The organism is Sphingomonas gilva (assembly GCF_003515075.1).
GTDB lineage: Bacteria > Pseudomonadota > Alphaproteobacteria > Sphingomonadales > Sphingomonadaceae > Sphingomonas > Sphingomonas gilva.
The window spans coordinates 331,093-347,136 of record NZ_QWLV01000002.1 but is presented as its reverse complement, the minus strand read 5'-3'; the positions used below and the strand labels follow the sequence as shown (position 1 = coordinate 347,136).

Annotated in this window: 10 protein-coding genes, 1 pseudogene and 1 CRISPR repeat array; of the genes and pseudogenes, 3 read left to right on the top strand and 8 right to left on the bottom strand. The window is 64.6% G+C overall.

The window, feature by feature from the left end; genetic code table 11:
* Positions 1–431 precede the first annotated feature (431 nt).
* Positions 432–1,412, bottom strand: coding sequence for a type IIL restriction-modification enzyme MmeI (locus tag D1610_RS06305; protein WP_342768306.1), 981 nt, complete (start codon positions 1,410–1,412; stop codon positions 432–434).
* 61 nt (positions 1,413–1,473) lie between these two features.
* Entirely contained in the window at positions 1,474–4,062 is a 2,589-nt protein-coding gene (locus tag D1610_RS06295; protein WP_182466721.1) for a class I SAM-dependent DNA methyltransferase, read from the bottom strand.
* 407 nt (positions 4,063–4,469) lie between these two features.
* Here D1610_RS06295 and cas9 point away from each other — a divergent pair, with 407 nt between their 5' ends.
* From cas9 to cas2, 3 genes are read left to right on the top strand one after another with little or no spacing between them, the layout of a single operon-like run.
* Entirely contained in the window at positions 4,470–7,637 is a 3,168-nt protein-coding gene (gene cas9, locus D1610_RS06290) for a type II CRISPR RNA-guided endonuclease Cas9 (protein ID WP_118863288.1), read from the top strand.
* Between the two features lie 19 nt (positions 7,638–7,656).
* On the top strand, positions 7,657–8,598 hold the full coding sequence (gene cas1 / locus D1610_RS06285) for a type II CRISPR-associated endonuclease Cas1 (RefSeq protein ID WP_118863287.1): 942 nt from the start codon (positions 7,657–7,659) through the stop codon (positions 8,596–8,598).
* Positions 8,595–8,936 carry a CRISPR-associated endonuclease Cas2 gene (gene cas2, locus D1610_RS06280; protein ID WP_245942012.1) on the top strand — a complete coding sequence of 114 codons (342 nt, stop codon included), beginning with the start codon at positions 8,595–8,597 and terminating at the stop codon, positions 8,934–8,936. Before cas1 ends, cas2 begins: the two co-directional genes overlap by 4 nt.
* A gap of 72 nt (positions 8,937–9,008) precedes the next feature.
* Positions 9,009–11,417: direct repeats of the CRISPR family, unit length 36 nt; unit sequence GGTTTAGCCGCTCAGAGATCGGGGGCCAACCGCAAC.
* Positions 11,418–11,566: 149 nt separating this feature from the next.
* Here the strand turns inward: cas2 and D1610_RS17350 are convergent.
* The 6 genes and pseudogenes from D1610_RS17350 to D1610_RS06250 form a co-directional block, all read right to left on the bottom strand.
* Positions 11,567–11,680: pseudogene (locus D1610_RS17350) on the bottom strand (hypothetical protein); the annotation flags it as partial.
* A 60-nt stretch (positions 11,681–11,740) separates the two neighbouring features.
* Positions 11,741–12,184, bottom strand: coding sequence for a hypothetical protein (locus tag D1610_RS06270; protein WP_118863286.1), 444 nt, complete (start codon positions 12,182–12,184; stop codon positions 11,741–11,743).
* A 72-nt stretch (positions 12,185–12,256) separates the two neighbouring features.
* Positions 12,257–12,607 carry an arsenate reductase gene (locus D1610_RS06265; RefSeq protein ID WP_118863285.1) on the bottom strand — a complete coding sequence of 117 codons (351 nt, stop codon included), beginning with the start codon at positions 12,605–12,607 and terminating at the stop codon, positions 12,257–12,259.
* A complete protein-coding gene (locus D1610_RS06260; protein WP_222926943.1) occupies positions 12,576–13,985 on the bottom strand; it encodes a Coenzyme F420 hydrogenase/dehydrogenase, beta subunit C-terminal domain in 1,410 nt (469 codons plus the stop codon). The genes D1610_RS06265 and D1610_RS06260 overlap by 32 nt, the downstream gene beginning before the upstream one ends.
* Positions 13,978–15,090 (bottom strand): polysaccharide pyruvyl transferase family protein, encoded by a 1,113-nt coding sequence (locus D1610_RS06255; protein ID WP_245942011.1) that lies wholly within the window; start codon positions 15,088–15,090, stop codon positions 13,978–13,980. The genes D1610_RS06260 and D1610_RS06255 overlap by 8 nt, the downstream gene beginning before the upstream one ends.
* An 11-nt stretch (positions 15,091–15,101) precedes the next feature.
* Entirely contained in the window at positions 15,102–15,902 is an 801-nt protein-coding gene (locus tag D1610_RS06250) for a TIGR04290 family methyltransferase (RefSeq protein ID WP_118863283.1), read from the bottom strand.
* Positions 15,903–16,044: the final 142 nt, after the last annotated feature.

Genomic DNA, 16,044 nt, shown 5'->3' with positions numbered 1-16,044 from the left:
GATACTCCGGCCGCGGCTTAATGGCGCTGCTTGATGAAGCGTGATATGGCTCGAATGACGGTACTTCTTGAGGCGCGCCGAACGGCTCTGTGGAGCGACACGTCGGTAGTCATCGGGCGGTTGATGTCGATAGATGGCGAAATCGCGAAATATTTTTTCCGATGATTTTCTCTTTAAAATCAACATCGTAAGATTTTGACGGCCCATGGGTCGGCTTTCGGTGTCGGAGAGAAGAAAAAACCCAGCTAGATCAATGGCCTAGCTGGGTTTAGAACAATCGAGTGGGAGTGAAGCGGAAGAAGTGAACGCGCGGGGCGCGTTCACCCGCTTCACTCAGCGCGACGGCGCGCCGGAGCGGACGGCGGCGATCCTGGCATAGAATTGCATTGAGAATACAACGTCGTATCATCTATCGGATGCCGTCTAGATCATCACGCCGCATATCGGCCATCAGTTAGGCGCCGGGCCATGCCCAGACCGGCAAGTGCGTCGAGGATGGGGCGGATGGTCGCGGGGCGCTTGCCTTTGAAATTGCGGGCGATGTCCTGTGGTCCAAGCGGCCGACTCGCCCCCGTCAGGACGGCCTGCACCACGCCGATCTGCTCCGGCAGACTGGTCGGCCAGGGAATGACATTCCCGGTGGGTGTCGCCGGCACGTGCCCCAAGTCGAGCGTCTCCGTCACTGGCGCGCGGTAGCCCGGATCCTGGAATTCGGGCCGGAGATAGCGGATCAGGCCCCGCGCTTCTTCGGCAGCGCGTTCCTTGTTGAGCGCTACCAATCGGGAGAGGATCGTCTCGTCATCCAAAATACCGGCACGATGTTCGTCGCCCCAGCCATAGGCGTCTGCCGCGGCGGTATCGATCGCCTCGTGATGCTGGCGGATCAGGGTCACCAATCCCCGATCATGGATGTCGCGCTCAGCATCGGTGAGCGGACGGCCTTCCCGCAGTCCCTCCAGCACGTTGTAGAGCTTGGTAAGCGTCAGATCGGGATGCGTGGCGAGTACACGCTTGCGCAGTGTATCGAGTGCTTCGGCTTCGATGCGGATACGCTGCTTAAGCGCGTCGGGTACGTCGGTGGGGAAGGGGTCAAAGCAGCGCGAATTGTTGTATCTGGGACGATCTTCCAGCGTACCCCCCATGGCAAGTGCCCATCGCAGATGAACACGGCTACTTAGCATCCCATGGATATACGCGTCTGAAATAAGAATGTTAATGAGCGAGTCGTCCGGTAATATTGAAGAGGGAAGGAACTGGAATATTCTATGCTTTGATGTAACAACGGTCGCTATATAGCGCGCAATACCCGGTATGGCTTTCCGAAGATCGGACCTGGGTTCACCGAATATCCACCAATTTTTGCGATATGCGGCTCGGTTATTGAAATCGCGATGGGGCTTTACGGTCGCCAAAGGTGTTGATATACGCTAGGATGGTGTTCGCGCACCTGATCTTCACTCAGCCCGTAGAGGTCTATCGCGAAGACACCGCGCGGGCGCCCGGCGAGGTCGCGGCCATTGCGATAGGGAAAGATGACGTCCGGCTCGGTCGAAAGGCCGCGCCGGACTGGCGCTGCTGGCTGCTGGCTGCTGGCTGCTGGCTGCTGGCTGCTGGCTGCTGGCTGCTGGCTGCTGGCTGCTGGCTGCTGGCTGCTGGCTGCTGGCTGCTGGCTGCTGGCTGCTGGCTATTATATGTAGAGATTTCGCTGAAATAGTCAAGCATTTTCAATGTATTGGACGAAATTTTTCTCGCTTCTTCGGGCGTCACGATGAAGCCGTTGCCGTGCAGCTTGACGCCCGGCGAGCAGAGCCTGTCATTCGCCTTGAGTGCAACCGTAGCCGTCAAATCCGCCCCTACACGCAGATCGCTACCGATGACGCCCATGCGGCTGGCGAACTCGATCCGGCCGGGTGCATCGCTCTCGTCCGTGACATTGAGCACCAGCCCCTCGGCCTTGCCGGGGGCGGCGACTGTCATAGCGATTCGCACCGCCGCGCCGTCCTTCTCGTCCACCCAGGGGTGATTGGGGATGGCGAAGCGCAGCGACAGGGCGTCCTTGGCGTCGAGGTGTTTTGCCATCACGCGCCGGCTGAACAATTGGGTGATCGAATTGGTGGTGACGAAGCCGAACCGGCGCGTCCCTCCCTTGCGGACTGCAAGCGCCGCCTTGTCCCACCAGTGCATCACATAATCGGCGCTCTCGGGGACGTCGGTGGTACGGAACAAGGCTTCGAAATAGCCGTTGCCGAGGCGGTCCCGAAGGTATTTCGCGCCGATGAACGGCGGATTGCCGATGATGAAGTCCGCCTTCGGCCATTGGGCTGCCCGCGGATGGAGGTAGCGATACGTCTCCATCTGTGCGTCCTCGTCCGGCACCAAGCGTCCTGTCACGGAATGCGGCTTCATCGTCTCGCCATCCCAGCGCGTCACGGGGAGGCCGTCCTCGTCGCGTTCGAGTTCCCGGCTGTCCCATTCGATCAGCGCATCGCGGTTCTCGATGGTGCGGATATCGCGCAGGATCGGCTCGGGCGGGGAGCGATCCCTGCCGTTCACGCGAAAATGCCATTGCAGATAGCCGATCCACAGCACCAGCTGCGCGATCGCAGCCGCGCGCGGGTTGACCTCGATCCCGAGGAAGTTTTCGGGCGTGATGGTGTGGCCGGTCAGCTCCGCGACATATTGCAGGTCGCCGAGCTCCATGAGAAGGTCGAGCACTTCGCCTTCCAACTCCTTCATCCGCGCCATGGCGACATAGAGGAAGTTGCCGGTGCCGCAGGCTGGATCGAGCACGCGCGTAGCGGCGAGGCGCCCGTGGAACGCTTCGACCGTGCGCCGGGCCTGCTCCGGCTTGTCCTGGTCGATCAGCTCGGCGACGGCAACCCGAACGCCTGCCCAATCTGCGCGCATTGGCTCGATGATCGTGGGGCCGACCAGCCGCTCCACATAGGCACGCGGGGTGTAATGCGCGCCGAGCTTCGCGCGCTCCTTCGGATTGAGGGCGCGTTCGAGCAGTGTGCCGAAGATCGCCGGCTCGACTTCGGTCCAGTCCTTGTTCGAGGCTTCGATCAAGACCTTCAATTCGTCCAGTTCGAGCGGTAGCGCCGCGGTGTCCTTGAACAGATAGCCGTTGAAATGCTTGACCGGGATGCCGAGGCCGGGCGCGAACGCGCCGCTGTCCATTGCACGCCAAAGAGCGGAGAGTTGATGATGCAGATGCTCGGGATGGTCGAGCTGGCCTCGCAGCAGGCTCTTGAAGCTGTCCCGCGGCAACAGCACACCTGTATCCTCGGCGAACATGGTGAACAGCACCCGCATCAGGAAGCCGCTGACGGCCTCGGCAGAATGGCCGCGTGACTCGAGTCGGCGAGATACGGTCGCGAGCAGATCGGCGACCTCGCGCGTGACCCGCGCGGCCTGGGCCGATGGATCGAGGCTCATCGGCTTGGTCCAGATCGCCGCCAGCCGCTTGCGCACTTCTGGGTCTCGTAGGTCGTCGAGCATGATGCGGTAGCGTGCCCGGTCCGGAAACTGGGCATAGGCTTTCCCGGTGCCGGTGAAATCCGCATAGACCTCGATGCAATAGCCGATGTCCGCGATGAGCAGTAAAGGCGGCCAGCCATGGTCGGAGGGCAGGGCCCTGGCATAGCGTTCGGCCTGACCCTTGGCCTGCACCATCGCCTTCGCCCAGCCGGGCGTTCCGCGCCGCGCGGTGCCGCGCTTCAGGCGCGTGGATGCGGTCTGGCCGAACAGGTCGAGGTCGTCCTCCCCATGTTCGGCCGCGGCACGGTCGGCGTCGCTGCCCTGCTTGGCCTCAAGGATGAAGGCGCCCCGCTTGTAGAGATCGATGCGGCCGAAGCTGAAGGTTCCGTCGCCATTGTCCTGGAACACGCGGCGTTCAAAGACATAGTCGTTGTGGGCGTCGTCAGCGCGGCTGCCATTGGGCGGCGGGATGCCGATGAGGTGGCACAGGCCATTGATGAAGCTTTGCGTGTTGGCGAGCTCGGAACCGCCGGTGTCGCGCCAACGCGCAATGAATGCCTCGATCTCGGACTCGTCCCCCATGCGGTGAACCTACAGATCCTGGCGACAAGGAGAAGGCGGGGCCGTAGCCCCGCCCTTATTTGGTGCAGTCAAGCTGCTTGTTAACAGCTGGCCCGCGATCTCTGAGCGGCTAAACTCGACCATTTTGATCATGATGTCAATTGTAATGGCGCCCCCTTCCTCGCAAGCTGCAATAGGGGGCGCCGATCAGAGAGGGCCAATTGCAACACGTGGCTGCGCACACGCCAACTCGCTCAAATTAGGATGCATTGAGCAGGTGACAAGTAGTAGGCGTGGCGTAGCCACGTGGGGACTGGACTCTATCAGCCCGTGAGCATATGAGGCCTGTGCCGCTGTTCAGCAGCTGGTTGCGGGGAAAACGAGGCGGGAAGGGAATTCGTCCTTCCCGCCATTGAGTGGGGTGGGACATGCGCAGGCTGGGACTGGACATTGGGGCCAACAGCATCGGCTGGTGCCTGGTGGAATTTGACGAAGAACATCCGATCGGGATTCGTATCCTCGACATCGGCGTCCGTATCTTCAGCGACGGGCGCGATCCCAAGACTGGTGCAAGTCTTGCGGTCGACCGACGGACAGCGCGGGCGATGCGGCGGCGGCGTGATCGTTATCTTCGGCGGCGCTCGGTATTTCTCGACAGCTTGATCCGATACGGACTGATGCCTGCCGATACGGATGAGGCCAGGCTGGTCGCGGCGCGCGATCCCTATTCGATCCGTGCCCGCGCGCTGATCGAGCGGCTGGAGCCGCATGAAATCGGCCGCGCGCTCTTCCACCTCAACCAGCGCCGCGGCTTCCTGTCCAACCGCAAGGCGGAGCGGCGCAGCAAGGACAATGAGGACGGCAAGATCGCCAGCGGGGCCAAGGCGCTAGACCAGGCGATGGCAGAAGCGGGGACCGACACACTCGGTCAGTTTCTCGCGGGCCGTGCGGAGAAGCGCGTTCGCCTGAACGGCGAGAACCAGGGCTATGATTTCTACCCCCAGCGCCGGCATGTCGCGTGGGAGTTCCAGCGCATCTGGGAGGAGCAGGCGAAGCATCATCCCGCCCTGCTGACCGAGGAGGCGCGCGCGGCGCTTCACCGCGTGCTGTTCTTCCAGCGCCCGCTCAAGGAACCGGTGGTCGGCGTGTGCACCTTCGTGCATTCCGAGCGACGGCTGCCCAAGGCGCATCCCCTCTTCCAGGAGCGGCGGCTCTATGAAGAGGTCAACCAGCTCGAGATAACCACGCCGGGCGAAGCGCCGCGCAAGCTGACGCTCGATCAGCGGAATCATCTGATCCTGCTGCTGCGGAACAAGAAGGAAGTCGCCTTCACCACGCTGATTGGCGGCAAGGGGCTCAAGCTCCAGCAGGGCGAGAGCTTCAACAAGGCGAGTGAGACGCGCACCGTGCTGCGCGGCAACGAAGTCTATGCTGCGCTCGCCCACAAGGATCGCTTCGGAGATGCCTGGGCGCACAAGTCGCTCGAGCAGCAATGGACGATCATCGAGCGGCTGCTCGACGAGGAAGATCCGGGCAAGCTCCATACCTTCCTGACGGGCGAATGCGGCCTCGACGAAGCAGCGGCGTTTGCGGTTGCCAAGGCGCCGCTGCCGGAGGGGCACGGCCGGCTGGGCGAGACCGCCACACGGTTGATCCTGGAGGAGCTGAAGAAGGAAGTCGTCACCTATGACGAGGCCGTCCGGCGCGGCGGCTGGCATCACAGCGACGACCGCACGGGCGAAATCCTCGATCGCCTGCCCTATTATGGCGAGCTGTTGGCGCGCGACATTCCACCCGGCTCGCAGGACCCGTCGGACCCGCCGGAGAAGCGCTGGGGCAAGATCACCAACCCCACCGTGCATATCGGGCTGCGCCAGTTGGAGAAGCTCGTCAATGCGATCATCGCCGTTCACGGCCGGCCCGACCAGATCGTCGTCGAGCTCGCGCGCGAGCTGAACCTCGGCGAGGACGACAAGAAGAAGCATGAGGCGCGCATTCGTCGCGACACCGCCGCCGCCATCGCCCGGGGGGAGAAGCTGGAGCAGGAGGGCGTCCCCAATACCGGCGCCAACCGCGCCCTGCTCAAGCTGTGGGAGGAGCTCAATCCGGCCAATCCGCTCGATCGCCGCTGCCCCTATTGTGCCGATCCCATCGGGATGCGTGCGCTGTTTTCCGGCGAGGCGGACGTCGACCACATCATCCCCTATTCCCGCTCGCTTGACGACAGCGCCGGGAACAAGGTCGTCGCGCATCGCCGCTGCAACCGGGCGAAGGGTAATCGCACCCCTCACGAGCGTTGGGGTCATGACGTGGATCGCTGGGACAGGCTCGCCGGGCAAGTCGCGCGGCTGCATAAGTCGAAGCAATGGCGCTTCGGGCCCGATGCCATGGAGCGCGTCGAGAAGGACGGCGGATTCCTCGCGCGGCAGTTGACCGACACGCAATACCTTTCGCGGCTGGCCGGCAAATATCTGCGCAGCCTCTATCCTGCCAAGGAGGACGGCAGCGTCTATGTGATCCCCGGCCGGATGACTGCGATGCTGCGGCGGCTGTGGGGGCTGAACAGCCTGCTTCCGGACCATAATTATGTCGAGAACGAGCACAGCAACGCGCCCAAGAACCGGCTGGACCACCGCCATCATGCGATCGACGCAGCGGTGACCGCGGTCACCACGCGCAGCCTGCTCCAGCGGATCGCGCAGACCGCCGGCCGGGCCGCGGATAAGGACCTTGACCGGCTGTTCGAGGGTCTGGATCAGCCATGGGAGGGTTTCCGGGAGGACCTGGGCGAGGCGCTCGCCCGCGTCACCGTCAGCCACAAGGCCGATCACGGGCGCAAGGGCCGCCCCTCGCGCCATCGCGACGTGACGGCCGGGCGCCTGCACAACGACACCGCCTATGGCCTCACGGGCGACGTGGCGGCGGACGGCAAGACACCGATCGTGGTCCACCGCGTGCCGCTCGCCAGCCTCAAGCCGGGCGACCTGACCAATCCGGACCGGATTCCGGACCCAGCACTGCGCGACGCATTGTACGAATGGACGCGCGATCTCACCGGGAAGCCGTTCGAGGCGGCGCTGCAGCGTTTCCGCGACACGCACCCCGTCTTCCGCGGCATCCGCCATGTTCGCGTGCGCGAACCGCTAAACGTTATTTCGATCCGCGATGCCTCGGGCCGCGCGTACAAGGCCTATAAGGGCGACGCGAACGCGCGGTTCGAATTGTGGAGGCTCCCTGACGGCGGCCTCAAGACGCGCGTCGTCACGATGTTCGAAGCGCATCAGCAGAAACAGGACGATCGCCCGCATCCCGCCGCCAAACGGTTGTTGACCCTGCGCCAGAACGATCTTCTCGCTGTCGAGCGCAATGGAGGACCACGCGAGATCCTGCGTGTGGCCGGCTTCAACGTGCAGGGCCGCCTTACGCTCGCGGCCGCCAACGAAGCCGGCAATCTCAAGGAGCGGGACGGCCTGTCGAACGACCGTGATCCCTTCAAATATGTCTACCTCTCGGGACGCAGCATCGTGAAAGCCAAAGCTCGCCAGGTGCGTGTCGATCCTCTCGGCCGTCTCTTCGACCCTGGTCCCCGAAATTAGCGAAGGGGCGGGGGGAATCATGGACCGCATCGTCGATATCGCCACTGACGGCCGTCATCTCTCGCTCTATCGCGGCTTCCTCGTCGTGGAGGAACAGCGCGAGGAGGTCGGCCGGATCGCGCTCGACGATATCCATGCGGTGATCATTCATGCTCACGGCACCACTTGGAGCGCCAATCTGGTTGCGGCGCTGGCCGAGCGCGGCGCGCCGGTCGTTTTCTGCGGATCGAACCATTCGCCGGTCGCGGTCACGCTGCCGATCGAGGGGCATCATGCCCAGAACGCCCGTTTCCGCGCGCAGTGGGATGCGTCGAAGCCGCTCTGCAAGCAGTTGTGGCGCCGGGTCGTAGCGGCCAAGATCGCGATGCAGGGATCGCTGCTGGCCGCGCGCGGCGTTGCGGGCGCGGACGCGTTTCCCTTGATCGCGCGGCGCGTCAAGTCGGGCGATTCGGACAATCTGGAGGCGCAGGCCGCACGCCGCTATTGGCCGTTGCTGATGGGCGCCGAATTCCGGCGGGACCGCAACAGCCCGGGCGCGAACGCATTGCTCAACTATGGCTATGCGGTGATCCGGGCGACCGTTGCCCGGGCGGTGATCGCCGCGGGCCTCCATCCGACGATCGGCATCAACCACGCCAATCGCGGCAACGCCTTCGTATTGGCGGACGATCTCGTTGAGCCGTTCCGCCCCCTCGTCGATGCGCTCGTGGTCGCCATGGTCGCGCATGGAATCGATACCCTCGATCCGAAGCGCAAGCGGCAATTCGCCAGGCTGATCGCGTTCGATCTGCGAATCGGCGGCGAAGCCTCGCCCATGTCGATCGTAGCCGCGCGGCTCGCGCAATCGCTCGCGCGTGCGTTCGAAACCGGACGCCCGTCGCTCGCGATATTCGATCCTCCGACCCCCATCGAATGGGCGGCGCTCGCCCGAATCGACGAAGGCGCCGAGGCGATCGATTGACCGGCGCCTCCTATCTGAGCGGATATCGGCTGATGTGGATCTTCGTCATGTTCGACCTGCCTGTCGGCACCAAGAAACAGATGCGAGACGCCGCCAAGTTCCGCGAGTTCCTGCTCGATGAAGGCTTCGAAATGAGCCAGTTTTCGGTCTATGCTCGATTCTGCAACGGCAAGGAAAGCTTTGATTCGCACCTTTCGCGAATCGAACGCAACCTGCCGGAGAAAGGCGATGTGCACATCCTCACCTTCACCGACCGGCAATATGAGAACATCGTCCGCTTCTCGAGCCAGCGGCGCAAACGCCCGCGCAAGAATCCGGACCAGCTCGCCATGTTCTGACTCGCATGCCCGAAACAAGGCTCCCGGATGTGCAAGTTTTTATCGCGTAGTCAGTAGGTTACTTGCACATCCGGTTTAGCCGCTCAGAGATCGGGGGCCAACCGCAACAGCGCCAACGAGCTGTTCCCCAGCGATCGCGGTTTAGCCGCTCAGAGATCGGGGGCCAACCGCAACGGCGCGGCTCGCGACATAGGTCACCTGGCGGGTTTAGCCGCTCAGAGATCGGGGGCCAACCGCAACGAGCTGGATGATGGGGAGCGGCTTCGCCGGGTTTAGCCGCTCAGAGATCGGGGGCCAACCGCAACGTGATGTCGCCGTGGGTTTCGGCGAGGTCCGGTTTAGCCGCTCAGAGATCGGGGGCCAACCGCAACGTCGCTGGCCGAGCAGGCCATCGGATGACGGGTTTAGCCGCTCAGAGATCGGGGGCCAACCGCAACTTTTTGTAGCGCGTCATCCCCTTCCGCGGGGGTTTAGCCGCTCAGAGATCGGGGGCCAACCGCAACCTTGATCTCGGTGAAGTCGCCGCGCAGCGGGGTTTAGCCGCTCAGAGATCGGGGGCCAACCGCAACGGAGAGCACATTCGGATTGCGTCCCGGCCAGGTTTAGCCGCTCAGAGATCGGGGGCCAACCGCAACGGATCCTGCATGTAGATCGTCACGCCCGCAGGTTTAGCCGCTCAGAGATCGGGGGCCAACCGCAACGGGTGGGGGGTCGCAGGGGGGAGGACCGCGGGTTTAGCCGCTCAGAGATCGGGGGCCAACCGCAACTGCACCAGCGGCGTCTTGCCGTCGTCGAACGGTTTAGCCGCTCAGAGATCGGGGGCCAACCGCAACCTAAACGTGTGGCGCGTTGCTCGGGGGTTTGGTTTAGCCGCTCAGAGATCGGGGGCCAACCGCAACGAAAAGATCGTCGCATATGAATTGAAGCTTGGTTTAGCCGCTCAGAGATCGGGGGCCAACCGCAACGCCGACGCCCCACAGGACGTTGCCGCGATCGGTTTAGCCGCTCAGAGATCGGGGGCCAACCGCAACAAGAATTTCCCAGGCAAGAAGAACGCTCGCGGTTTAGCCGCTCAGAGATCGGGGGCCAACCGCAACCTGACCGAACCACCCGGACAGCCTGGACCGGGTTTAGCCGCTCAGAGATCGGGGGCCAACCGCAACTGCTCTAGACATGAAGCTAGCAAGCGAGCCGGTTTAGCCGCTCAGAGATCGGGGGCCAACCGCAACCCGCTTGTCGAGCCAATAGTCGCCGTCGATGGTTTAGCCGCTCAGAGATCGGGGGCCAACCGCAACGATCTCGGTGACCAGGGCCCTGGCAGGTAAGGTTTAGCCGCTCAGAGATCGGGGGCCAACCGCAACGATCTCGGTGACCAGGGCCCTGGCAGGTAAGGTTTAGCCGCTCAGAGATCGGGGGCCAACCGCAACGCCGTAATCATGGTCGTCGATCTGGAAATAGGTTTAGCCGCTCAGAGATCGGGGGCCAACCGCAACGTACCAGAGCAGGTTGAGCCCTTTCACGGTGGTTTAGCCGCTCAGAGATCGGGGGCCAACCGCAACTGCGGCCTGCAACGCCTCCTGCACATCTTCGGTTTAGCCGCTCAGAGATCGGGGGCCAACCGCAACTGCTCGAACTGTGCGCGCGATATCGCTAGGGGTTTAGCCGCTCAGAGATCGGGGGCCAACCGCAACGCCTATGATGCATGGTCGCGGGCACCGAAGGTTTAGCCGCTCAGAGATCGGGGGCCAACCGCAACATAACCGCCTCCTGCCAGCGCGATCCGTAGGGTTTAGCCGCTCAGAGATCGGGGGCCAACCGCAACACCAGCCGCCGCGACACGAACGCCTCGAAAGGTTTAGCCGCTCAGAGATCGGGGGCCAACCGCAACCGTTGTCCTTGCCGATCACCTTTACGAGAAGGTTTAGCCGCTCAGAGATCGGGGGCCAACCGCAACTTATCGGTTTATTGGGATTTTACACCGTGTGGTTTAGCCGCTCAGAGATCGGGGGCCAACCGCAACGAAGTTGGCATAGGAATACGGATAGTCCTGGGTTTAGCCGCTCAGAGATCGGGGGCCAACCGCAACAGCAGCGCCGCCGGCGCCGACGCCGTGACGGGTTTAGCCGCTCAGAGATCGGGGGCCAACCGCAACTTGTCGCGATTGGTGGAAAGCGCTGAATTTGGTTTAGCCGCTCAGAGATCGGGGGCCAACCGCAACTGCATGGGACTGGATGCCCGGGTATCTCGCGGTTTAGCCGCTCAGAGATCGGGGGCCAACCGCAACACTGTCCGGGCAGTACTGCACCCGAAGGTTGGTTTAGCCGCTCAGAGATCGGGGGCCAACCGCAACACATGAACGTTGGTCGAGCGCCGGCGGCGGGGTTTAGCCGCTCAGAGATCGGGGGCCAACCGCAACTGACCGGGCCGAGGCGTGAGGCTGATCCTGGTTTAGCCGCTCAGAGATCGGGGGCCAACCGCAACGCACGGCTCACCGTGCCGCTGTCGATGAAGGATCGCTGGTCGTCATCGACAACACATAGGCTTCCAGCAGGAGCCGCAGCTGGAACGCCTTCGGCTCGCGCGAAATTCCATACCTGTATCAGCTGCCAATCGGCGCGAAGCTCATCCGCTACTGCCAGCTCATTGTGCGTGATGTGAAACGGCGTGCGCTCCCAACCATTGGTCGTCTTCACCTCGGTCACATGCCAGCAACTGCGCCGGCCCTGCCGGAACACGTTCGGCATGAGGAATTGGGAAGAGGTTCTTGAGCCTTGCGGACCTCCGCTTCGCCAAAATGCGCCATCCTACCGCAGCCATCCCCGCCGGTTGGCATGCCCCGCGAACCACACCGAAAACATGGCGACACACGCGATGAACAGCGGGAACGGCACCGTCGCGCTGGCGCCCTTCGCCGCGATAATGTCGGTCGCGGCGAACAGCCAGCCGAGCTGCACCCCCACCGCGATCAATGAGGCGAGGAACAGCGCCTGCGCCAGCCGCGAGCGCGCCAACAGCGCGATCCCGCCCAGGAGCGCCGTCCCGACGGCGAGTCCATAGACCCAGCTGTACCAGTCGGGCAGCGCGGCGAAGAGCGCGCGGTCGTAATCGGTCGCGCCCGGCATCGCATCAGGGCCCAGGGTCAGTTGCATATAGCAGAAATAGCAGCCGATCGCGCCCCACAGCGTCAGCAAGGCAGCGACGACCCAGAACCATGCCGGAACCGTTCCACGCACCGTCGTGTCGTCCATCTCGATTCCCCTCCACGTCCTCGATGGAAGGGATGCTGCGCCTTTCCTGGGGACGGTGCAACGGCGTTGAACCTAGAGGCCGGCATCCGCCCATTGATCGGGCTTGAACCCGACGAGCAGCTGGCCGTCATGCTCGACCACCGGCCGCTTGATCATCGAAGGCTGCGCCAGCATCAGCGCCACCGCCTTGCCGGCGTCCAGACCCGCCTTGTCCGCGTCGGGCAGCTTGCGAAAGGTCGTCCCCGCCCGGTTGAGCAGCGCCTCCCATCCGACAACGTCGATCCACCGGCGCAGCCGCGCCGCGTCGACCCCCGCCTTCTTGTAATCGTGGAACGCGTGTCCCCGCCCGCGCCCGTCGAGCCAGGCGCGCGCCTTCTTCACCGTGTCGCAGTTAGGAATGCCGTAGAGCGTGGTTTGCGTCATCCGATCCCTTTCTCCGCCACACCGCGCCGACGCGCCGAAACGCCCCGCCAAGCGGGCCGCGCAGATAGGCGAGCGCTTCATAGAGGCGGAGCGCCGCCTTTGCCCACCGCAAATAGAGCGCGGGCCATCCGGCGGCGCGCGCCAGCACGAGGACGCGGTGGCTGTCGATGGCGATCCGCCGACGGCACCGGTAGATCAGCCTGCGCCGGAGCGGCAGTGATCCCCCTCCCGGCGCGACGCGCTTGCGCAACGGCAGTCGCGGCGGCGCGATCCGCAGCCTGTAGGCCAGGCCTTCGCGACGGTGGCGCAGGCCCGCGGCCTGCGTGTTGGCGATGAACGCCGCGTCGACGGGGTCGAGCGCCAGCCGCCCCTCTGCGATCGCGGCGCTGACGAGACGCCGGAGCTCGGGGTTGCGTACCACGACCACGTTGGTGCCGCGCCCGTCGGAGGAATAGGGTTCCACCCAGGCGTCGCCGAAGGCGATGTCGGCGGTTTCGGCGACGACGTCGTCGCAATAGTCGCAGGCCGAATTCTGGAAGAAGCCGGCGCCCCAGTCGCCATCGGCCAGGTGCCACCAATCCTGCCGGCGTTCGCTGCCGTCGGCGAGGGTCAGCTGCGCGGTGTACCAGTTGGCCGGCCGGTCGGGGTCCTTGCGGCGGTATTCGACCGCGCGCACCGTCCCGATCGGCGCGCCCAGCTGCCAGGCGAAGCTGTCCACCAGCCGCGCGCTTTTCATATGGCCGCAGAACAAGCCGAGCGTGAAGGCGATGCGTTCGCCGAGCACCGCATCCTCGGCGCTGAGCAGATTGACCGCCTTGATGAAGCACGGCGCCCCCACCACCGCATAGCGGCCCGGCGTCAGCCGCATCTCCTCGATCACGCGCGACATCTCGACCGGATAATAGCGGGACTTGGCGCCACGCCGTATCTCGGCTTCGCTGCGCGACAGGCGATAGTCGAAGAAGCGGCCGTCGCGATCAGGGTCGGCCGGCGCGACATGCGCCACGCCGTCGACCAGACCCTGGCGGAGCAGCTCGGTCGCGACCCAGCTGACCATCCCTCCGGAACTGCCCATGGCGCGGAACGCGTCTTCCGCGACATGCCCCACATAGGCCGTCTCGAAGCTGCCGATCCGGCCGTCGCGCTCCGGCGCGTCGGGGAAGCGCCCCGTGGCGATCTCGTCCTCGTCGCGCGCCGCGGGCGAAAAGGGGCAGACGCGGGCGAAGCCGCGTCTGCGTTCGCCGGCCCACGCGCCCACCGGCTTGAGCTGTCCGAAGCGATCCCAGCCGAGCGCTTCGTCTCCTTTGGCGCACGCGCCGCAGCCGATGCACAGGCCGGCCGCGGCGACGTCGCGCGGCGCGAGCGGCCGCTCAGCCAAGCGCCGAGGCCAGATACGCGCTCGATCGCGCGCGCATCGCATCGATTCGGGCGCCGATGGCGGGATCCAGCGTCGTGCCGAGCAATTCGGCATAGGCTGCGGGCGGCGTCCCCTCGGTGACCAGATGGCGTTCCGCGGCGAGCAGGTGAACGAGGTCGCGGACCTTGTTGAGGCGATATGCCGATGGCGCCGAGACGAAAGGCCGCCGGTGATGGAGTGCGAAGACGCAGCCATGGAAGAAGTTGGTGGCGACCGCGTCGGCTCCGGCGATCAGGCTGGAGAACGCGTCCGGTCCCGCGTCGATCCGCTGCTCGTCGGCCCAGTCGTTGCGATAGCCGATGCTCAGCACACGGTGGCCCGCGGCCACGGCCCAGCCGCGCACCGCGGCTGCGAACCAGTCGGGGAAGCCATGGCCGTAGAGCGCGAGATAGGGCGCCCGTTCGCCGGCGGGGGCGGCGGGCGGGGGAGGAAATTGGAGACAGGGGTCGAGGACGAGCTCGGGCTCGCGATTGAGGCCCTGGCGAACCAGCCTGCGGCTGTTCTCGTCGCGGACGGACAAGGCGTCGAACCTGTCGAGCTTCGCCGCCCAGTTCGCGTCGAGCCCATGTTCGGCATCGTGATTGCCGAAGCTCGCGCCATAGGATGCGAGCCGGCGTGCGCGCAGCCGCTCCCCGAAGAAGATGGGCCTCGACCCGTACCAGGGATGGCGGAAGTTCCACACCTCGTCGCTGCCGACCAGGACGGCGTCATAGTTTCCCGCCTCTTCGGGCCGGTCGAGCGCGAAGCGGCGCGATTCGGGCAAGTGCTCGAACGCTGAGAGAAAGCGTCGCGCCTTGGCGGCATAAAGCGGCAGGTCTGAGCGCGGCCCGCGCACCGGCAGCCGCGGCTGGAACGCGCAGCGCCACTCGGCGCGGCGCACCTCCGGCGCGTCATGGTCGAGCAGCTCGGCCTCGTGCCCCATCGCGCGCAGTCCCTCGACCAGGCAGCGCGCCTGCCAATAGGACCCGTAATTTATGCAGCGGTGGAAGGTCAGCACGCCGACCCTCATCGCGTGCCGGCTCGCCGATATGGCGGGGAAGCGCGGCGGCGCGGACGAAGCGCTCATCCCGGCTTCGTTCAACGCGCCGTCTCCCGGGCGGGATAGACCGCCGCCGGCCCGTGCTCGGCATAGGGGACCGGCGCTACGCGGCAGAGATAGACGTCGGGCTCGGGCGACGCCTCGATCGCGAAGCCGGCGGCGCGCAGCATCGCCTGGCTGCACGCCGCATTGGGCGCCCACCAGTTGGTCCAGTCGTGCGCGAATGCGCGTTCGATGAAATGCATCTTCGGATAGGCCGGATTGTCGAAATAGGGGGGCGGCGTGATCGTGCCCGGAACGAAGAAGGGGTGATCCTCCGGCACCTGAAGGATGTCGTTCGATCCCTGCTGCATCGTCTGGAACAGCATCAGATCCCCGGCGACATGTTCGCGGATCAGGTCGAGCGCGAGCAGCGGGTGCCGGAGATGGTAGAGCACGCCCATGAAGATGACGAGATCGAACCGCTCGCCCAGCGCCGCCACGTCATAGACCGAAAGGTTGCGGAACTCGATATTCTCGAAGCCGAGCGCCTCCGACACCAGCCGCGCCTGATCGAGATAGCGCTCGTCGCTGTCGATCCCGACCACCCGATCCGCGCCCCGGCGCTTCATCTCGACCGAGTAGAAGCCCGCGTTGCAGCCGATGTCGAGCACCGACTTGCCGGAAAGATCGGCGGGAATGGCGTGCGCGAACTTCTCGAACTTGAAGTTCGGATAGTCGCCCAGGAAATGGTCGGGCGCGGTGATCACCCCGCCGCCCAGATCGATATTGTGGAACCAGGGGCCCAGCGCGTCGATCCGCTCCTGCAGCGTGGCCGCGTCGCGTTGCCGGAGGGACATGATCGTGGCTCGATTCAACGAACATCCTTTCGTGCCGTACGGTTGAGGGGCGCTAGGGGAGCGCAACACCCGCAAGTTGTGGACCAAGGTTCGTTTCGCAAACGATCGGAATGGACAGCCGTTCCCCAGCATCTACTTAGCT